The 19391-nt window shown below is 71.5% G+C and carries 18 protein-coding genes; 9 read left to right on the forward strand and 9 right to left on the reverse strand.

Features of this window, described 5'->3' with window-relative positions:
• A partial coding sequence (locus ACLBYE_RS13265) for a response regulator (protein WP_447694542.1) occupies nucleotides 1-833 on the forward strand: 833 nt, incomplete at its 5' end.
• A gap of 135 nt (nucleotides 834-968) precedes the next feature.
• Here ACLBYE_RS13265 and ACLBYE_RS13270 read toward each other — a convergent pair.
• The 4 genes from ACLBYE_RS13270 to maiA all read right to left on the reverse strand — a co-directional run bounded on the left by ACLBYE_RS13270 (nucleotide 969) and on the right by maiA (nucleotide 3779).
• Nucleotides 969-1286, reverse strand: coding sequence for a hypothetical protein (locus ACLBYE_RS13270; protein ID WP_020092669.1), 318 nt, complete (start codon nucleotides 1284-1286; stop codon nucleotides 969-971).
• The gene (locus ACLBYE_RS13275; RefSeq protein ID WP_056525862.1) at nucleotides 1283-1594 is read right to left on the reverse strand and encodes an EthD family reductase; all 312 of its coding nucleotides are present in this window, start codon (nucleotides 1592-1594) and stop codon (nucleotides 1283-1285) included. The genes ACLBYE_RS13270 and ACLBYE_RS13275 overlap by 4 nt, the downstream gene beginning before the upstream one ends.
• 65 nt (nucleotides 1595-1659) lie before the next feature.
• Complete coding sequence (locus ACLBYE_RS13280) at nucleotides 1660-2991, reverse strand: NAD(P)/FAD-dependent oxidoreductase (protein ID WP_447694543.1); 1332 nt, start codon at nucleotides 2989-2991, stop codon at nucleotides 1660-1662.
• Between the two features lie 140 nt (nucleotides 2992-3131).
• Nucleotides 3132-3779 (reverse strand): maleylacetoacetate isomerase, encoded by a 648-nt coding sequence (maiA, locus tag ACLBYE_RS13285; RefSeq protein ID WP_447694544.1) that lies wholly within the window; start codon nucleotides 3777-3779, stop codon nucleotides 3132-3134.
• Between the two features lie 171 nt (nucleotides 3780-3950).
• Between maiA and moaB the strand changes: the two genes are divergently transcribed.
• Entirely contained in the window at nucleotides 3951-4508 is a 558-nt protein-coding gene (gene moaB, locus ACLBYE_RS13290) for a molybdenum cofactor biosynthesis protein B (RefSeq protein WP_447694545.1), read from the forward strand.
• Between the two features lie 9 nt (nucleotides 4509-4517).
• Here moaB and ACLBYE_RS13295 read toward each other — a convergent pair whose 3' ends face one another.
• On the reverse strand, nucleotides 4518-5966 hold the full coding sequence (locus ACLBYE_RS13295) for an amino acid permease (protein ID WP_447694546.1): 1449 nt from the start codon (nucleotides 5964-5966) through the stop codon (nucleotides 4518-4520).
• Between the two features lie 164 nt (nucleotides 5967-6130).
• Nucleotides 6131-6661: a hypothetical protein gene (locus tag ACLBYE_RS13300; RefSeq protein ID WP_020092663.1), complete on the reverse strand. Its 531-nt coding sequence runs from the start codon at nucleotides 6659-6661 to the stop codon at nucleotides 6131-6133.
• Nucleotides 6662-6818: 157 nt separating this feature from the next.
• On the opposite strand from ACLBYE_RS13300, the gene ACLBYE_RS13305 reads away from it, so the two are divergent.
• Together ACLBYE_RS13305 and ACLBYE_RS13310 are read left to right on the forward strand one after the other, a co-directional pair.
• Nucleotides 6819-7934, forward strand: coding sequence for a PA0069 family radical SAM protein (locus ACLBYE_RS13305; RefSeq protein ID WP_447694547.1), 1116 nt, complete (start codon nucleotides 6819-6821; stop codon nucleotides 7932-7934).
• Nucleotides 7935-8646: 712 nt separating this feature from the next.
• Complete coding sequence (locus ACLBYE_RS13310) at nucleotides 8647-10749, forward strand: methyl-accepting chemotaxis protein (protein WP_447694548.1); 2103 nt, start codon at nucleotides 8647-8649, stop codon at nucleotides 10747-10749.
• Nucleotides 10750-10762: 13 nt separating this feature from the next.
• Here the strand turns inward: ACLBYE_RS13310 and ACLBYE_RS13315 are convergent, their stop codons facing one another.
• The 3 genes from ACLBYE_RS13315 to ACLBYE_RS13325 are packed head-to-tail and all read right to left on the reverse strand — an operon-like array spanning nucleotide 10763 to nucleotide 13330.
• Nucleotides 10763-11437 carry a ribonuclease HII gene (locus ACLBYE_RS13315; protein ID WP_447694549.1) on the reverse strand — a complete coding sequence of 225 codons (675 nt, stop codon included), beginning with the start codon at nucleotides 11435-11437 and terminating at the stop codon, nucleotides 10763-10765.
• 38 nt (nucleotides 11438-11475) lie between these two features.
• On the reverse strand, nucleotides 11476-12522 hold the full coding sequence (locus tag ACLBYE_RS13320; protein ID WP_447694550.1) for a glycosyltransferase family 4 protein: 1047 nt from the start codon (nucleotides 12520-12522) through the stop codon (nucleotides 11476-11478).
• A 10-nt stretch (nucleotides 12523-12532) separates the two neighbouring features.
• Nucleotides 12533-13330 carry a UDP-2,3-diacylglucosamine diphosphatase gene (locus ACLBYE_RS13325; RefSeq protein ID WP_376738913.1) on the reverse strand — a complete coding sequence of 266 codons (798 nt, stop codon included), beginning with the start codon at nucleotides 13328-13330 and terminating at the stop codon, nucleotides 12533-12535.
• 537 nt (nucleotides 13331-13867) lie between these two features.
• Here ACLBYE_RS13325 and ACLBYE_RS13330 point away from each other — a divergent pair.
• The 5 genes from ACLBYE_RS13330 to ACLBYE_RS13350 all read left to right on the forward strand — a co-directional run bounded on the left by ACLBYE_RS13330 (nucleotide 13868) and on the right by ACLBYE_RS13350 (nucleotide 19377).
• Nucleotides 13868-15076, forward strand: a complete 1209-nt coding sequence (locus tag ACLBYE_RS13330; RefSeq protein WP_447694551.1) for an aminotransferase class V-fold PLP-dependent enzyme — start codon at nucleotides 13868-13870, stop codon at nucleotides 15074-15076.
• A 103-nt stretch (nucleotides 15077-15179) separates the two neighbouring features.
• Complete coding sequence (locus tag ACLBYE_RS13335; RefSeq protein WP_447694552.1) at nucleotides 15180-16121, forward strand: D-2-hydroxyacid dehydrogenase; 942 nt, start codon at nucleotides 15180-15182, stop codon at nucleotides 16119-16121.
• A gap of 160 nt (nucleotides 16122-16281) precedes the next feature.
• On the forward strand, nucleotides 16282-17145 hold the full coding sequence (locus ACLBYE_RS13340; protein WP_447694553.1) for an NADP-dependent methylenetetrahydromethanopterin/methylenetetrahydrofolate dehydrogenase: 864 nt from the start codon (nucleotides 16282-16284) through the stop codon (nucleotides 17143-17145).
• 10 nt (nucleotides 17146-17155) lie between these two features.
• Complete coding sequence (gene fchA / locus ACLBYE_RS13345) at nucleotides 17156-17797, forward strand: methenyltetrahydrofolate cyclohydrolase (RefSeq protein ID WP_100251382.1); 642 nt, start codon at nucleotides 17156-17158, stop codon at nucleotides 17795-17797.
• Nucleotides 17798-18198: 401 nt separating this feature from the next.
• Nucleotides 18199-19377: a malate--CoA ligase subunit beta gene (locus ACLBYE_RS13350; protein ID WP_447694554.1), complete on the forward strand. Its 1179-nt coding sequence runs from the start codon at nucleotides 18199-18201 to the stop codon at nucleotides 19375-19377.
• Nucleotides 19378-19391 lie beyond the last annotated feature (14 nt).

The following is a 19391-nucleotide window of genomic DNA, read 5'->3' on the forward strand; positions in this document are numbered from 1 at the left end:
GCGCCGCGGCCGACGCGGGTGGGCCGTCGCGGCCGCCCCCGGCCGCGGCTCCGGCGGCCGGCGAGGTCCCGGGCGCGCCGCTGCGGCTGCTCCTCGTCGAGGACGTGCCGCTCAACCAGGAGCTCGCCTGCGCGGTGCTCGAATCCCAGGGCTACGCGGTGGACGTGGCCGGGGACGGCGCCGAGGCGATCACGGCGGTCGGCTCGTCCGTCGCGGCTGGCCGGGCCTACGATCTCGTGCTGATGGACGTCCAGATGCCCCGGGTCGACGGGCTCACGGCCACGCGCCGCATCCGCGCCCTCGCGCCGCCCGCCTGCGACATCCCGATCGTCGCCATGACCGCCAACGTCCTGCCGTCGCAGATCGAGGAGCTGCGCGAGGCCGGGATGGACGACCACGTGGGCAAGCCGTTCCGGCGGGCCGACCTCTTCGCCACGATCAGCCGCTGGACGGCGCCGGGCGCGCGGCGGCCGGCGCGGGCCGAGGTGCCGCGCCGCCTGCCACAGGTCGATTCGGCCGTGCTCGATGCGGCGGTCCTGACCGAGATGGAGGCGAGCTTCGGCACCGATCGCGTCGGGGCGCTGCTCGATCTCCTGGCGAACGAGCTGTCCGAGCGGTTCCGACCGAGCGAGACCGACCGCCTGCAGATCGCCCACGACGCGCACGCCCTGGTGGCGGCGGCCGGGCTGCTGGGCTTCGTCGGCCTGTCGAGCCTGTGCCGCGAGGTCGAGGCCGCCGCCCACGCGGGCGCCGACCTGATGCCGCTGATCCGGCGCCTGGAGATCCAGCGGGCGACCGCGCTCCGCGCCATCCGGCAGCTGCGCGCGGCGTGAGTCCGCGCGCGGTATCGAGGACCCTCTCCGTCATCGCGGGCGGAGCGATGTGACCCGGGGCTGGCGCGACGCCGGTGAGCGCCGCGCTGCCCTGGATCGCTCACTCCGCTCGCGGAGACGGCGGCCCCGGAGCCGTCAGTCGGGAAGAGAATCCCCCGGCTCCTCCGGCAGCGGGTCGCCGGTCCAGGTCGTCGCGAAGGCGGCGAGCTCCCGCGCGTCGGCGAAGGCCGCCACGGTGACCTCGCGCGCGGCCGGCTCCGCCCCCGGATAGGGCGCGAGCAGGACGCGCACCCGGGCGAGCCGGCCGCTCGGCGCCTTCTCGGCGATCCAGGCCTGCGCCTCCGGCGTGAACCGCTCCGGGCCGTCCAGGGCCCGGGCGTCGGTCCGCAGCACGACCACGTAGGTGCCGAGGCTCGGATCGGCCTCCTGCACCGCCTTGACGATGTCGATCACGGGTTTTCCGCGAAGTCGTTGATCTGCACCTGGGCCTGCGCCGCGGTGAAGTTCGGGATGTCGGCGAAGATCTCCTCGCCGTGGGCGGCGACGGCCTTCTTGAAGGCGTCGACCGACTCGAAGGTCAGGAGGGCCATCACCTGGAACGGGGCGGTGCCGCCGTCCGGCGTGCCGGCGCCCTTGACGACCTTCGCGTCGTGGAGGCCGAGGGACGACCAGCGCTCGCGCACCAGCGGCATGTGGTGGCCGAGGTAGTAGCCCATGTCGAAGCTCGGGCCGGCCGGGTACATCACGCTTACCAGGATCATGGCGTTTCCTTCCTGTGTCGCGCCCGGTCGATCCGGGCGCCCGTCCTCGGGTCGTACGGCGACGGTCAGTGCAGCTTCACCCGCGGCTCGGTGCGCCGGGTGAGCGCGCGGGCCAGGGTGTCGAGGGCGGTCTTGGCCGTGCCGTGCAGCGCCCGCTCGTGCATCTTGTAGAGCGAGCGGTACATCATCCGGGCGAACAGCCCGGCGATGAGCATGTTCTTGCCGCGCACGAACCCCATCAGGCTGCCCACGGTCGAGTACTCGCCCAGCGAGACCAGCGAGCCGAAATCCTTGTACCGGAACGGCTTCAGCGGCTTGCCGTCGATCTTGGCCGGGATCTGGGCGATCAGGTGGCTCGCCTGCTGGTGGGCCGCCTGCGCGCGCGGCGGCACCGGCGTGTCGGAGCCGGCCTCGACGAGGTAGGCGCAGTCGCCGATGGCGAAGATGTCGGGGTCGCGGGTGGTCTGCAGCGTCGGCGTCACCACCAGCTGGTTGGTCCGCGTCGTCTCCAGGCCGCCGATGCCCTGCAGGAAGGGCGGCGCCTTCACGCCCGCCGCCCAGACGACCAGCTCGGACGGGATGAAGGTGCCGTCGGCGAGTTGCACGCCGTCGGCGCGGACCTCGGTGACCCGCGCCTTCACGCGCACGTCGACGCCGATCTTGCTGAGGAGCTGCATCACCTCGGCCGAGAGGCGCTGCGGCACCGCCGGCAGGATCCGGTCGGCGGCCTCGACCAGGGTGATGCGGATGTCCTTGCCCGGGTCGATCTTGTCGAGCCCGGTCGAGACGACGTGGCGCAGGGTCCGGTGGAGCTCGGCGGCGAGTTCCGTCCCGGTCGCGCCCGCGCCGATCACCGTGACGTGGAGCTGGCCGGGCCGGACCGGGCCGGCCTGCGTGTGCGCCCGCAGCGAGGCGTTCACGAGGCGCTGGTGGAAGCGCACCGCCTGGTCCTGGGTGTCGAGGGCGATGGCGTGCTCGGCGACGCCCGGCGTGCCGAAATCGTTGGTGGTGGAGCCCACCGCCATCACCAGCGTGTCGTAGGGGACGGCGCGCTCGGGCGTGACCTCGCGCCCTTCCGCGTCGTAGCTCGCGGCGAGCTGGATCGTGCGCGCCTCCCGGTCGAGCCCGGTCATCCGCCCGATCCGGTAGCGGAAGCCGTGCGTGTGGGCGTGGTGCAGGTAGTCCACCGCGTGGTGGCCGACGTCGAGGCTGCCGGCCGCCACCTCGTGGAGCAGCGGCTTCCAGATATGCGTCCGGGCGCGGTCCACGAGGGTGACGTGCGCGCGCTTGCCGCGCCCGAGCTTGTCGCCGAGCTTCGTGACCAGCTGCAGTCCGGCGGCGCCGCCGCCGACCACCACGACGCGATGAAGGCCCGACTCGTTCTCGACGGATGCCATCGACACTCTTTCTCCCCCCGGACCGGGATCAGTCGCCGGCCTCCTTACACGGCCTGGGTTGCCGAATACCACATCGACGGCCGCGACCCCCGGTCACGAGTGCGACGTCGCGCACCGGGCGGGCGGCGCGCGGAGCCCGGTCACGCCGGCGGGGCGCCCGGCTGGCGCAGCGGGTGTGCCTCCGCGACCGCCGGCAGGGCGAGGCAGGCCTCGGCGATTCGCGCGACCGTCGGGTAGGCCGCCGTGTCGATGCCGAAGATGCCCGTCCCGACCCAGAGGCTGACGAGGCAGAGGTCGGCGTGGCTCACCGAATCGCCCTGGCAGAACCGGCCCGTCCCCGGTTCGGTGGCGAGGCGCGTCTCCAGGGTCCGGAGGCCGGTCTCGAAGGCGTTGCGCAGGAAATCCAGCATGCGCTCCCGGGGCAGGCCGTAATGCTCCATCAGGAAGGTGCGCACCCGGGGCACGTAGAGCGGGTGGGTGTCGCACGCGACCACCTGCGCCAGCGAGCGGGCCCGGGCCCGCGCCCGGGGCTCCTCGGGCAGGAGGCGGACGCCGCCCCGGGTCTCCTCCAGGTAGTCGAGGATCGCCAGCGACTGGGTGAGCGGCGGCCCGTCGCCGTCGAACAGCGCCGGCACCGCGCCCTGCGGGTTGATCTTCCGGAACGCCGGCTCGTACTGGTCGCCGGCGTCGAGGTCGATGAAGGTCTCCTCGTAGGCGATGCCCTTCAGCTTCAGGGCGATCCGCACCCGGAAGGCCGCGGCCGAGCGCCAGTTGCCGTACATGTGCATGGTCAGCGGTCTCCGACAGGCGCGCGAGCACAGCCGAGTTTGCGGCGGGCCGCAAGAGGGCCGCAAGAGGGTCGCAAGAGGGTCGCGAGAGGGTCGCGGGCGCGGCGGCCCGGGGGCGACAAGCGGTCCCACCGGGCCCATATCGGTCTCCCGCCCCGGAGAGCCCGCACGATGGCCGATCAGACCGACGCCCGCCGCTTCATCCCCCTCAACATCGCGGTCCTGACCGTCTCCGACACCCGCCGTCCGGAGGACGACCGCTCGGGTGACACCCTGACCCAGCGCCTCACCGAGGCGGGGCACATCCTGGCGGCCCGGTCGATCGTCCCGGACGAGGTCCCGGCGATCCGCGAGCGGGTGGAGGCGTGGCTGCGCGACCCCGGCGTCGACGTGGTGATCACCACCGGCGGGACCGGCTTCACCGGCCGCGACGTCACCCCCGAGGCGCTGGAGCCGCTGTTCGAGAAGCGCATGGACGGCTTCTCGGCCGTGTTCCACCGGATCTCGTACGACAAGATCGGCACCTCGACCCTGCAGTCCCGCGCCACCGCGGGGGTCGCGCGGGCGACCTACGTGTTCGTGCTGCCGGGCTCGCCCGGCGCCTGCCGCGACGCCTGGGACGGGATCCTGGCCCAGCAGCTCGACTACCGGCACCGGCCCTGCAACTTCGTGGAGATCATGCCGCGCCTCGACGAGCACCTGCGGCGCGGCGCGAGCCTCACGGTGTGAGGCCGCGCGCTACGCGAGGTTCCCCTCCTTGCGGCGCAGGACCGAGTGCTTGCGGCCGTAGAAGAAGTACACGACGAGGCCGAGCGCCATCCAGATCACCAGCCGGAGCCACGTGTCGAGGGGCAGGCCGATCATCAGGAGCAGGCAGGACAGGATGCCGAGGATCGGCACGAACGGCACGGCGGGCGCCCGGAACGGCCGCTTCATGGTGCGCTCGGCCCGCCGCAGGTAGAGCACCGAGCCGCAGACGAGGATGAAGGCGGCGAGCGTGCCGATGCTCACCATCTCGCCGAGGATGTGGATCGGCACCAGGGCCGCCACCACGGCGACCGCGGCACCGATCATCGCCTGGCTGCGATACGGCGTCTGGTAGGTCGGGTGGACGTGGGAGAACATCTTCGGCAGCAGGCCGTCCTGCGCCATGGTGAAGAAGATCCGGCTCTGGCCGTAGAGCAGGACGAGGATCACCGTCGTCAGCCCGGTCAGCGCCCCGAGCTTGATCAGGAACGCGAACCAGCCGATGCCGATCACGTCGACGCCCTTGGCGATCGGGTCCGGGACGTTCAGGTCCTTGTAGGGCACGAGCCCAGTCAGCACGGCGGCGACGAGCACGTACAGGATCGTGCAGACCGCGAGCGAGCCCAGGATGCCGATGGGCATGTCCTTCTGGGGTCTGCGCGCCTCCTGGGCGGCGGTCGAGACCGCGTCGAAGCCGATGAAGGCGAAGAACACCACGCCCGCGCCGCGCAGGACGCCGCTGTAGCCGAAATGGCCGAAGGTCCCGTCGTTGTCCGGGATGAGCGGGCTCCAGTTCGCGGCGTTCACGTGGCCCCAGCCCAGGGCGATGAAGGCGACCACGACGGTGAGCTTCACCGCGACCATGATGTTGTTGAACAGCGCCGATTCCTTCGTGCCCCGCATCAGCAGGATCGTGATCAGCGCCACGATCAGGACCGCCGGCAGGTTCAGCAGCGCGGTGCCCCCGCCCTCGATCGGCGTGCCCGGCGCGTTGGCGAACTGCGCCGGGATCACGATGCCGACGCTCTTCAGGATGCTGGTCACGTAGCCCGACCAGCCGACCGCCACGGTGGCGGCGCCCATGGCGTATTCGAGGATCAGGTCCCAGCCGATCAGCCACGCGAAGAACTCGCCGAGCGTCGCGTAGGTGTAGGTGTAGCTCGATCCGGCGACCGGGATCAGGGCGGCCATCTCGGAGTAGCAGAGGCCGACGAAGGCGCAGGCGATGCCGCCGAGCACGAACGACAGCATGATCCCCGGCCCGGCATACTGGGCCGCGGCCGTGCCGGTGAGGACGAAGATGCCGGCCCCGATGATCGCCCCGATGCCCATCGCGGTGATCGAGAGGGCGCCCAGCGACTTCGAGAGTTGCTGCTCGCCCTCGCCGCTCTCGACGATGTCCTCGACCGACTTGCGCCCCATCAGGCCCGACGAATCCATTGCACCATCCTTCCAGATCGGGGTGGCTCAGCGCGCGTCGACATGTCCGGAGACGGCGACGATTCTGCCGCGCTTCCGGAGTTGTAGAGGCGGATCGATCGACAACAACGTGAGCGGGCGCAAGATTCTTCTGGGCAAGACTCTCCCGAGCAAGATCTTTCCGGTCAGGCGCGCTCGATCCGGGCGATCAGCGGCCTGACCTTGAGGCGACCCGTGAACGCGCCCTCGGCACGCAGGGCCTCGCGCCGGACGACGTCGCCGGCCCGGGCCTGCCGGGCGCCGACGACGGTCTCCGCGCGCCTGACGAGCCGGCCGAGCCAGCGCCCGGCCGGGCGGTGCAGGCGGCCGAGCGCCGTCTCCGGCCGCGCGGTCCCGACGAAGCGGTCGAGGGTGCGGATCCAGCCCTCGGCCGGGACGTCGCCGGCCTCCAGGCACAGGATCCAGTCGCGCCGGGCCGCCGCGGCGCCCGCGGCGTAGGGATTGCCGCCCCGGTGCAGCACGAGGGTCGCGCCCGTGGCCTCCGCGACGGCCGCCACGGCCTCGCTCTCGCGGCCCGCGACGATCACCGCGTCGCCGACGAGGCCGCCGGCCACGCCGGAGACGAGCACGCTGAGCGTGTCGGCTAGGCGATCGATCGCGTCCGGATCGGCCGGTTCGGCCAGATAGGTCACGGCGGAGAGCATGAGCGCGCGCATAGACGATTCTGCGGCGCCGTAAACTGCCCCGCGGCCCGCGCGCCGACGCGCCGTCGCTCGGACGGGCCGAAGAACCGCATTTGCCTGAAAAAAAGGCGCTCGCCACCGCGGTGTTCGCTCTATGTTCTGACGTGGACCCGAACGGAGACGAGTCGTCATGGGGGACACGCGCGACGGGACCGCCTCCGGGGCCGCGACGCGACTCGGCCCGAGCGCCGCGGATCCCGCCGCCCGGCGGGGGCGCGGCGCCACGGCCAACCCGGCGGGCCGGTACGAGCGCGCCCGGCGCGAGGCGTTCCACGACGAGGCCTGGAGGGCGGACGCGCCGGCGCCCCTGCGCACGCAGGTCACGCCGGAGCGATCGGCGCGGATCATCGCGCGCAACAGCTCGCCCGACATCCCGTTCGACCGGTCGATCAACCCGTACCGAGGCTGCGAGCACGGCTGCATCTACTGCTACGCGCGCCCGACCCATGCCTGGCTCGGCCTGTCGCCGGGGCTCGACTTCGAGTCGCGGATCTTCACCAAGCCGGACGCCGCCCGGCTCCTCGCCCGCGAAATCGCCGCGCCGGGCTACCGGCCCGACACGATCGCCCTCGGCACCGCCACGGATCCCTACCAGCCGGTCGAGCGGGAGCACCGGCTCACCCGCGCGGTTCTGGCGGTGCTGCGGGAGGCCCGCCACCCCGTCAGTATCACCACCAAGTCGGACCTCGTGCTGCGTGACCTCGACCTCCTGGCCGAGATGGCGGCGGACAACCTCGTGCTGGCGGCGATCTCGCTGCCGACGCTGGATCCGGACCTCGCCCGCCGCCTCGACCCGCGGGCGCCGCGGCCGGGCAAGCGGCTCGCGGCGATGCGGGGCCTGAGCGCGGCGGGCGTGCCCGTCATGGTCAACGTCTCGCCGATCATCCCCGGCCTGACGGATCACGAGATCGAATCGATCCTGGCCGAAGCGCGCGCGCACGGGGCGAGCCGGATCGGCCACGCGCTGCTGCGCCTCCCGGGCGAAGTCGCCGACCTCGTGGCGGACTGGTTCACCGAGCACTATCCCGAACGCAGGGCGCGGGCCTTCGCACTCCTGCGGGAAGCCCGGGGCGGGCGCGAGAACGACCCGCGCTTCGGCCACCGCTTCCGCGGGGAGGGCGCCTACGCGGCGATGATCGGCCAGCGGGTCCGGCTCGCCGGCACGCGTCTCGGCTTCGCCTTCGGGCGCGTCGCGCTGAACCGCGACGCCTTCCGGAAGCCCGGCGCGCAGCTGGCGCTGTTCTGACACGCGACTGGGGCGGCGGCACCCGCGGGCGAGGCGGCGGAGCTGTCCCACAGTACGGTTCGGCGAAAATTCCAGTAATTTCGGCCGAAAAAGGCGTAAGAATATAGTTCCAGAGGAGAAGTATCAGTTAAAAAATGCTCCTAATGTCGTTTTTTGAAATTCTTTGGCGTCGTTAAAATCGCATAACGTAAGATTGACATCTGTGTCATTGTGGTTCAAATGCCTGAGATCGCGAGGTTTATTGCGAGATCTTGAACAAGTTTGACTGAGTTATCGAATTTCAATTCTTTATTGAGGATCGTTCTGTGCGTAAGAGCGCGATTTTGTCCGGCGTCCGTGTCCGCAGATCCCGCCAATGGACGCTGTGCGCCGTGACCCGGTCGCGGGCGAGCCGCGCTCCGCGGCCCTGCTCGGTGCTGCCGGTCGCGACTGCCGGCCTTCCCTGAGACGGTGGTGTACCGGGGTTCCGACCTCCGATGCCGACCGGGCGCGCTTCCCGTCCGATGACCGGACCGGGATCGCTAGTGAGCCCGCGGATTCACCGCGACCTCGCCGCGCGCTCCGAGCGAACCGGGCCGGCGCCGCGTCGGGGTGCCTGTCATGTCGCTCAGCCTTTCCGTCGACCGAGGCCGAACGGCCGCCCTGCTCGAACCGGGCAGCCCGGCGGCGGGCCGCGCGCCTCGACGCACCGCGAAGAGAGATCCCGACCCTCATGCTGCGTCTTCCGCGTCCGTCCATCGGCACGATCCTGTGCGCGATCCTGTTCTCACTCAGCGCCATGCTGCTGGCCGCGGGCGCCCGGACGGCGCTGGAGGCCGGGGCCCAGGAGCGGGAGAGCCGCCGCGTCGTCGCGCTCACGGAAGGCAGCCGGATCCTCCTCGAGATCCTGCTCGCCGTGCGCCTCGAGCGGGCACGGACTCTGCAGGCGCTGATCGCCGCGGACAGGATCCTGCCCGCCGACGCGGCCCTGATCGCCCGGCAGCGCGCGACCCGGATCGACCGTCTGGACGCGCTCCTGAGTCTGGTGCGCGCGATCGACACCGCCGCGGTGGCGCGGACGGTCGATCCGCTCCGACGGGCGCACGAGGCGGTCACCGGCCTGTCGTCGCGGATCGACGCGGCCCTCGCGGTCCCGGTCGCGGAGCGCGAGGCCGCGACCGAGGCGGTCGCGGCGACCGCCTTCCGGGATCTGCTCGACGCGCTCACGGCGACCAGCGGGGCCGTCGACGTCACGATCCCGCGCCGGGACGCGGCACTGGCGCGCGCTCTGGACATCAAGCGCGCCGCCTGGATCACGCGTGTCGCGATCGGCGGCAACGTGGCGCGGGCCGAGACGGCCGTGACGCGGGGCACGGGCTGGTCCGAGGAGGAGCGCCTCGCCGAGGCCGAGGAGCGCGGCCGCGTCGCGGCGAACTGGGCCAATCTCGTCGATCACATGGACGACACGCTGCCACGGGCGGTCCAGGACGCCTTCGTGAGGGCGGGCGCCAGCAACTTCGAGGGCGCGGTCGCGGCGCGGCGGCAGGCCCTGCGGGTGGCCCTGAGCCGGGGCCAGCCGCCGGGCGTCGCGATCCAGGACCTGCGCGACCGCAACACGCGGGAGGTCAACACCATCGCGGACCTCGCCGAGGCCGCCCTCAACGCGATGGTCGCCCGCGCGCAGGAACTCTTCGCTGAGGCGGGGGCGACGCTGCTGCACACCGGCCTGTTCCTGGCCGCATCGGTGCTGCTCGCCGGTGCCGGGGCCGTCGTCGTCGTCCGCCGCGTGCTCGGACCGCTCCGGGCCATGATCCGGGCGATGCGGGCGCTCACCTCCGGCGACGTCGCCGTGGAGATCCCGGCCAGCGGGCGGCGGGACGAGATCGGCGCGATGGCGGCGGCCGTGCAGGTCTTCCGGGACAACCTCGTCCGCACCCGCGCCCTGGAGGCGGAGGCGGCCGAGGCGGCGCGCGCCGCGGAGGCGCAGCGCCGGACCATGACGCACGCGATGGCGCGGAGCTTCGAGGCGGCGGTGGCCGGCATCGTCGGGCAGGTCTCCGCCGCCGCGGCCGAACTGCAGACTACGGCCTGGGAGATGACCACCACCGCCCAGGAGACGGCCAGCCAGTCCGATACCGTGGCCGCGGCCGCCGAGGAGGCGTCCGCCGGCGTCAGCACGGTGGCCGCCGCGGTGGAGGAACTCGGCACTTCCGTCCAGGAGATCGGTCGGCAGGTCCAGGGCTCGTCCGAGCTGGCCCGGACCGCGGTCGGCGAGGCCGACCAGACGGCCGCCCTGGTGGCGGCGCTCAACGCGTCCGTCGCCCGGGTCGACGCCGTCGTCGAGCTGATCGCCCGCATCGCCGCGCAGACGAACCTGCTGGCGCTCAACGCCACGATCGAGGCGGCCCGCGCCGGGGCCGCCGGCAAGGGCTTCGCGGTCGTCGCCACCGAGGTCAAGGAACTGGCCGCCCAGACCGGTCGGGCCACCGACGAGGTCGGCCGGCAGATCGGCGAGATCCGGACCGTGACCGGTCAGGCGGTGCGGGCGATCGGCGCGATCACCGGCCGGATCGGCGAGATCGACGCCGTGGCCGCCGCCATCGCGGCCGCGGTGGAGCAGCAGGGGGCGGCGACGCAGGAGATCGTCCGCAACGTCGCCCAGGCCAATGCCGGCACGCAGGAGGTCACCGGCAACATCGCCGGCGTGGCGCAGGCGGCCGACCGGACCGGCCGCGCGGCCGACCACGTGCTGACGGCCGCCACCGCGCTCACGCGACAGTCGGAGGAGCTCGCCGCGGAGGTCGAGCGCTTCCTCACGGGCGTTCGGGCCGCGTGACCCGTCGCCCGGCTCAGTCGAAGCCGCGGGTGAAGCTGAGCCGGTGGTGCGGGCTGCGCCCGAGCTGCGTCAGGCCGGCGCGGTGGACGGCCGTCCCGTAGCCGACGTTGCGCTCCCAGCCGTAGCCGGGATGGCGCCGGGCGAGCCGCCGCATCAGCTGGTCCCGGAGCACCTTGGCGACGATCGATGCGGCGGCGATCTGGGGCACCAAGTGGTCGCCGCCGACGACGGCGCAGCCGGGCAAGCCCGGCAGGGCGTCGCGCCCGTCGACCAGCACGGGCGCGGCGAGGCCGAGCCGCGCCACCGCCCGCGCCATGGCGTCGAGGGTCGCGCCGCGGATGTTGATCCGGTCGATCAGGGCGCGCGACCCCGCCGCCACCGCGACCCGCGCGTGGGCGCGGATCAGGGGGGCCAGCCGGTCGCGCACGGGCTCGGGGACGCGCTTGCTGTCGTCGAGGGCCGCGAGCAGGTCGGCCGGGATCGCCGCCGGATCGAACCAGACCGCGGCCACCACCACAGGTCCGCAGAGCGCGCCGCGCCCGACCTCGTCGCAGCCGATCGCCGCCGGATACGCGGCGGCCCGGGCGGGGTCGAACGGTCCGGCGACCGGGGGCCGGGCTCTGGCGGACCCGGTCGGTCCGGTGGGCGATCCGGCGGGCGGCTTGGCGGGCGGCTTGGCGGGCGGCATCGCGCCCTCCTGCCATTCCGCGCGGACGCCGTCACGCGTCAGGCGGCGTCGCGGGTGCTCCGGGCGCCGCCATGCGCCTCGACGATGTTGCCGAAGAACTGCCGCGCGCTCACGTCCCAGCCGCAGCGCAGGGCCTCGGCCCGGCACTCGGCGCGCGACAGGCGCAGGGCCGCCAGCGCGGCGACCCGCAGATCCGGGTCGAGCACGCCGACCCGCGTGCCGCCGACGACGTCGTTCGGACCCGGCACCGGGAAGGCCGCCACCGGGAGGCCGCTGGCCAGGGCCTCCAGGAGCACGATGCCGAACGTGTCGGTGAGGCTCGGGAAGACGAAGACGTCGCAGGCCGCGTAGACCGCCGAGAGGTCCGCGCCGGTGCGGGTGCCGAGGAAGTGCGCCGCCGGCGCGAGCGCCTGCAGCCGCGCGCGGTCCGGGCCGTCACCGACCACCACCTTGGTGCCGGGCAGGTCGAGGGCGAGGAAGGCCGCGACGTTCTTCTCCACCGCCAGTCGCCCGACGTAGAGGAACAGCGGCCCCGGCAGGCCGGCGAGTTCCGCCGGCACGGGCGTCCCGGGCTCGGCCGGGCGGAACCGCTCCGTGTCCACGCCCCGGGTCCAGCGCATCAGCCGGCCGAAGCCCCGCGCCGCGAGCTCGCCCTGGAGCGAGGCGGTGCTGACCATCGTCCCCCGGGCGGCGCCGTGGAACCGGCGCAGATACGCGTAGGACCACGCCTCCGGCACCGGGGCGCGGGCGGCGAGGTATTCCGGGAAGCGCGTGTGGTAGCTCGTCGTGAAGGGCAGGTCGTGCGCGAGGCAGTGCCGGCGCGCCGCGAGGCCGACCGGCCCCTCCGTGGCGATGTGCACGTGGCTCGGCCGCTCGGCCCGCCAGCGCGCCGCCACCCGCTCGCGCCCGGCATAGGCGAGGCGGATCTCCGGGTAGCCCGGCAGCGGCAGCGAGCGGAAATCCGCGACGGACAGCAGCGTCGTGGCGAAGCCGTGCTCCGGCGCGCGCCGGACCATCTGCTCGAGGGAGCGCACGACGCCGTTCACCTGGGGGTGCCACGCGTCGCTGGCGATCAGGAGCTTCACGGCGGCGCCCTCACGCCACCGCGCGCCGGCCCGGCAGGGGCTGCGGCACGACCTCGGCCTCCCGCGCGCGCAGGAGGCTCGGGTAGTGCAGCACCTCGATGCGGCCGTCGTAGTGCTCCACGAGCCCGGTGCAGGATTCCACCCAGTCGCCGGTATTGAGGTAGCGCAGGTCGCCGATCGGCCGGTCCGCGGCGTGGTGGATGTGGCCGCAGATCACCCCGTCGGCGCCCTGGCGGCGGGCCTCCTCGGCCAGGATCGTCTCGAAGCGGCCGATGAAACTCACGGCGTTCTTCACGCGCAGCTTCGCCCAGGCCGACAGCGACCAGTAGGACAGGCCGAGCCGCCGCCGCACCTTGTTGATCAGCGTGTTGAGGGAGAGCGCCAGCGTGTAGGCGCCGTCGCCCAGATGGGCGAGCCACGGCGAGTGGCGCACGACCATGTCGAACTGGTCGCCGTGGATGACGAGGTAGCGCTTGCCGTCGGCCGCCTCGTGGATCGCGGTCTCGGCGAGCTCGATGCCGCCGAAGCTCGTGCCCACGTAGTCGCGCAGGAACTCGTCGTGGTTGCCGGGCAGGTAGACGATCCGCGCGCCCTTGCGGACCTTGCGCAGGAGCTTCTGCACCACGTCGTTGTGCTCCTGCGGCCAGTACCAGCCCGAGCGGAGCTGCCAGCCGTCCACGATGTCGCCGACGAGGTAGATCGTGTCGGCGTCGTAGTCCTTCAGGAACGACAGCAGCAGGCCGGCCTGGCAGCCGCGCGTGCCGAGATGCAGGTCGGACAGGAACAGCGTCCGCACGCGGACCGGCATCTCCTCAACCTCGGCCACGGCATCCTCTCCCGGCGGCTGAACGGTGCCGGGATCCAGAGCGCGATCCGATCTCAGTTTGATGACGCGGGTTCCGACGGGGCGGAAAGACTTCGGTGTGCGGTGCCGCGAAGCCTCTCAATCGGAGCGCGACTTCGTTGCGTCGCACAAAAAATTTTTTTGGCAAGTTCCGGAAGTTTTTCCGGTTTTCCTTTCGAGCTTCACCGCCTCATAATACCAAGAACCGGCCGCTCGGCACGAGCACGGCCGGACCTTGACAGGAAGGCGGCGAGGACGGCCCTGGAGCCGTTGGACGGGACGGCAATTCGGAGGCGACCGGCGCGCGGGGGCGCGCCGCGACGCGAGCGGCGTGAGGCCGCCTGCCGCTCCGCGGAGACCCCCCGATCACGGCAGAGGATGGCGTTCGAGGGGGTGCGGCGCGAGCCGCTCTCGACGGCGCCGGACCGACTCCCTGAGGACGCTTGGACAACCCGGCGCGGGTTCACACCCGCGCGCAATGGACTTTTCGGAGGAAACATCATGGCCGCAACCCGGCGCCCCGGTCGCAACCACCTCTTCATCCCGGGCCCCACCAACATCCCGGAGCGCGTCCTGCGCGCCATGCACGTGCCGTCGGAGGATCACCGCTCGCCGAGCTTCCCCGAGCTGGTGAAGCCGCTCCTGCAGGACTCCAAGATGGTGTTCGGCTCGACCAACGGGACGGTCATCCTGTTCCCGTCCTCGGGCACCGGCATCTGGGAATCGGCCCTGTCCAACACCCTCTGCCGCGGCGACAAGGTGCTCACCGCCCGCTACGGCCAGTTCAGCCACCTCTGGGTCGACATGGCCCAGCGCCTCGGCCTCGACGTCATCGTCCAGGACGAGGAGTGGGGCGCCGGCGCCGATCCGCAGAAGATCGAGGAGGCGCTGCGCGCCGACAAGGATCACGCCATCAAGGCCGTGATGGTCGTCCACAACGAGACCGCCACCGGCGTCACCAGCGACATCGGCGCGGTGCGCAAGGCGATCGACGCCGCCGGCCACCCGGCCCTGCTGTTCGTGGACGGCATCTCGTCGATCGGCTCGCTACCGTTCTACATGGACGAGTGGGGCGTCGACTGCGCCATCGCGGGCTCGCAGAAGGGCTTCATGCTGCCGGCCGGCCTCGGCTTGATCTGCATCAGCCCGAAGGCGCTCAAGATCGCCGAGGGCGGCACCGGCCGCAACGACCGGCTCGGCCACGCCTACTTCGCCTGGAAGGACCAGCTGGCCGCCAACGCCACCGGCTACTTCCCCTACACCCCCGTCCTGCCGCTGCTCTACGGCCTCCGCGAGGCCCTGGCGATCGTGAAGGAGGAGGGGCTGGAGAACGTCTACCACCGCCATCACGTGCTCGGTGAGGCGACCCGCCAGGCGGTCGCGGCCTGGGGTCTCAAGCCCTGCGCCAAGGAGCCGAAGTGGAACTCCGATACGGTCACGGCGATCGTGGTTCCGGAGGGCGCCGACGCCGCCAAGGTGATCGTCCACGCCTACGAGCGCTACAACCTCTCGCTCGGCGCCGGCCTGTCGAAAGTCGCCGGCAAGGTGTTCCGCATCGGCCACCTGGGCGACCTGAACGAGCTGTCGCTGCTGGGTGCCATCGCGGGCGCCGAGATGGCCATGCTCGATTGCGGCATCAAGGTCACGCCGGGCTCGGGCGTCGCCGCCGCCTCCAGCTACCTGCGCGAGAATCCGCTGCATAAGGCGTGATCTGCGCCCGCGATCGGGGCGGGACCGGGTTGCCGGGCCCGCCCCGACGCGCAAGTAAGAACAAGACTATCGAGGAAACCGCCCGTCGTACGAGAGGGGTCCTATGACCAAGAAGATCGTGTTCCTGGATCGTGAATCCCTCGATGCCAGGGTCCGACCGTTCAATTTCCCCCACGAATACGTCGAGCACGAGTCGACCTGGACGCCGGAGGAGATTGTCTCCCGCCTCCAGGGCGCGGAGATCGCGCTGATCAACAAGGTCCCGATGCGGGCCGAGACGCTGAAGCAGCTCCCCGACCTGAAGCTGATCGCGGTCGCCGCCACCGGCACCGACGTGGTCGACAAGGCCCAGGCCAAGGCCCAGGGGGTCACGGTCGTCAACATCCGCAACTACGCGTTCAACACCGTGCCGGAGCACGTGGTCGGGCTGATGTTCGCCCTGCGCCGGGCGATCGTGCCCTACGCCAACTCGGTGCGGCGCGGCGACTGGGCGAAGTCCAAGCAGTTCTGCTACTTCGACTACCCGATCTACGACATCGCCGGCTCGACGCTCGGCATCGTCGGCTACGGGGCGCTGGGCAAGTCGATCGCCAAGCGCGCCGAGGCGCTGGGCATGAAGGTCATCGCCTACGACGTGTTCCCGCAGGACGGGCTGGTCGATTTCGAGACGATCCTGACGCAGTCCGACGTGATCACGCTGCACGTGCCGCTGACCCCCGACACCAAGGGGATGATCGGCGCCGCCGAGCTCAAGAAGATGAAGAAGAGCGCCATCCTCATCAACACGGCCCGCGGCGGGCTCGTGGACGAGGCGGCGCTGCTCGAGGCGCTCAAGGACGGCACCATCGCGGGCGCCGGGTTCGACGTGGTCGCGCAGGAGCCGCCCAAGGACGGCAACATCCTGTGCGACGCCGACCTGCCGAACCTGATCGTCACGCCGCACGTCGCCTGGGCGAGCAAGGAGGCGATGCAGATCCTGGCCGACCAGCTCGTCGACAACGTCGAGGCCTTCGTGGCGGGCAAGCCGCAGAACGTGGTCGAGTAGGCGCGACGGGCCCTCGCTCCCGGTCGGGGGAGGGGGCGCGCCGCGCCGGATCGGCCGGCCGAGAGCGCGGGCGCGCGGTGGCGCGGATGGGTCGCCCGGTGCGACCGCCCTTCGAGAACAAGGTGAGAGCGCCGCGGGGCGCGACAGAGAGGTCCGAATCGTGACGAAGAAGCTGCTGTTCCTGTTCGACACCGATGCCGTGCCGAACGTGTTCGACACGGTCGTCGGCTACGACGGCGGCGCCGACCACATCACCGGCTACGGCGGCGTGAATCCCGACAATGTCGGCGCCCTGGTCGACGGCACGATCTACACCCGCGGCGGCTCCGAGAAGAAGTCGACGGCGATCTTCGTCGGCGGCGGCAGCATGGCGGCCGGCGAGGCGCTGTTCACTGCTGTCAAGAAGCGGTTCTTCGGCCCGTTCCGGGTCTCGGTGATGCTCGACTCCAACGGGTCCAACACGACCGCCGCGGCGGGCGTGGCGCTGGTGGCCAAGGCCGCGGGCTCGCTCCAGGGCAAGAAGGCCGTCGTGCTGGCGGGCACCGGCCCGGTCGGCATGCGCTCGGCCGCTCTGCTCGCCGGCGAGGGCGCCGAGGTCACCATCGCGGGCCGCGCCCTCGACAAGACCCAGGCCGCCGCGGACCAGATCAACACGCGCTTCAAGGTTAACGTGAAGGCCGCCGCGACCCCCGACGAGGCCTCGCGTGTCGCCCTGGTCAAGGGCACGAACCTCGTGTTCACGGCCGGCGCCATCGGCGTCGAACTGCTGCCGGAAGCCGCCTGGGCGCAGGAATCGTCGATCGAGTTCGTCGCCGACTACAACGCCCAGCCCCCGACGGGCATCGGCGGCATCGACGTGATGGACAAGGGCAAGGAGCGCAACGGCAAGCAGGCCTTCGGGGCGCTGGGCATCGGCGGCCTGAAGCTCAAGCTGCACCGCGCCTGCGTCGGCCAGCTCTTCGAGAGCACCGACAAGGTGCTCGACGCCGAGGAGATCTACGCCCTCGCCAAGTCGATGGCCTGAGGAGGCGCCGGTGACCGAGACGCATCGCCCCGAGACCGACAGCATCGAGAAATTCCTGACGGAGCTGGCGAGCGCTGCCCCCACCCCCGGGGGCGGCGGCGCGGCGGCGATCTCCGGCGCCATGGGCGCGGCCCTGGTGTCGATGGTCTGCAACCTCACCATCGGCAAGAAGAAGTACGTCGAGGTCGAGGCCGAGCTGAAGGAGGTCCTCGCCAAGTCCGAGGGCCTGCGGGTCGTGCTCACCGGCATGATCGGCGAGGACGTCCAGGCCTTCGACGCCGTCATGGGCGCCTACGGCCTGCCCAAGGCCACCGACGACGAGAAGGCGGCCCGCGCCGAGAAGATCCAGGCGGCGCTCAAGACCGCCTGCGACGTGCCGCTCGCCTGCTGCCGGGCCTGCCGCGCGGTGATCGACCTCGCGGCCATCACCGCCGACAAGGGCAACCTCAACGTCGTGTCGGATGCCGGCGTGGCGGTGCTCTCCGCCTATGCCGGCCTGCGCAGCGCGGCGCTGAACGTCTACGTGAACGCCAAGGGTCTCGAGGACCGCGCGTTCGCCGAGGAGCGGCTGAAGGAGCTGGAGGATCTGCTCGGCGAGGCCGGCGCGCTCACCGAGAAGGTCTACGCGGTCGTCAAGGACAAGGTGAACTGAACCGGCGACTGGGGTCAGCGCAACGCTTCACAGCGTGTCCGGTCGGCCCCGTCGACGCTGCCGTCTTTGCGAGCGCAAGCGAAGCAATCCAGTCGGCGCCACGATCTCAGAGGTCGCGCTGCCCTGGGTCACTTCGCTGCGCTCGTGATGACGGAGCGGGCGCGTCGAACGAAGCGTTCCGACGAACTTTGTAGCGATTCAACAGTCGAGGCCGGGTGCATCGTGTGCCCGGCCTCGCTGTTTTCCTGTATGCTGCATTGCAATATGAAATACGATCTGTGTTGCGACCGCGAAAAAGTCGCGGTCAATCAGGAGCTTAAAAAATTTGACGGGCGTAATCTTTCGACTCAACTAAAGTAGAGGGCGTCAACGGCGGCAACGAACCGCGGAGGAGGCGCCGAATGGACGTCCACGAGTATCAGGCCAAGGAGCTGCTCGCGAGCTTCGGCGTGGCTGTCCCGAAAGGCGCGATCGCCTTCAGCCCGGATCAGGCGGTCTACGCGGCCACCGAGCTCGGCGGCTCGTTCTGGGCCGTGAAGGCGCAGATCCACGCCGGCGCCCGCGGCAAGGCCGGCGGCATCAAGCTGTGCCGGACCTACAACGAGGTCCGCGACGCCGCGAAGGATCTCCTCGGCAAGCGCCTCGTCACGCACCAGACCGGCCCCGAGGGCAAGCCGGTGCAGCGCGTCTACGTCGAGACCGCCGACCCGTTCGAGCGCGAGCTCTATCTCGGCTACGTGCTGGACCGGAAGGCCGAGCGCGTGCGCGTCATCGCCAGCCAGCGCGGCGGCATGGACATCGAGGAGATCGCCGCCAAGGAGCCGGACTCCCTCATCCAGGTGGTGGTCGAGCCGGCGGTCGGCCTGCAGCAGTTCCAGGCGCGGGAGATCGCCTTCCAGCTCGGGCTCAACATCAAGCAGGTCTCGGCCGCGGTGAAGACGATCATGAACGCCTACCGGGCGTTCCGCGACTGCGACGGCACCATGCTGGAGATCAACCCGCTGGTCGTCACCAAGGACGACCGGGTGCTGGCGCTCGACGCCAAGATGAGCTTCGACGACAACGCGATGTTCCGCCGGCCGGGCATCGCCGACATGCACGACCCCTCGCAGGGCGATCCCCGCGAGGCCCAGGCCGCCGAGCACAACCTCAGCTACATCGGCCTTGAGGGCGAGATCGGCTGCATCGTCAACGGCGCCGGGCTAGCCATGGCCACCATGGACATGATCAAGCACGCGGGCGGCGAGCCGGCGAACTTCCTGGATGTCGGCGGCGGTGCGTCCCCCGAGCGGGTGGCCACGGCCTTCCGGCTCGTGCTCTCGGACCGCAACGTGAAGGCGATCCTGGTCAACATCTTCGCCGGCATCAACCGCTGCGACTGGGTCGCCGAGGGCGTCGTCCAGGCCGCCCGCGAGGTGAAGATCGACGTGCCGCTGGTGGTGCGGCTGGCCGGCACGAACGTCGAGGCCGGCAAGAAGATCCTGGCCGAGAGCGGCCTCGACCTCATCACCGCCGACACGCTGGCTGAGGCGGCCAAGAAGGCGGTCGACGCCTGCGCCGCCGCCAAGACGCAGCACTGAGAGGGGAGACCGCG

This window comes from Methylobacterium sp. A52T (genome assembly GCF_053346095.1).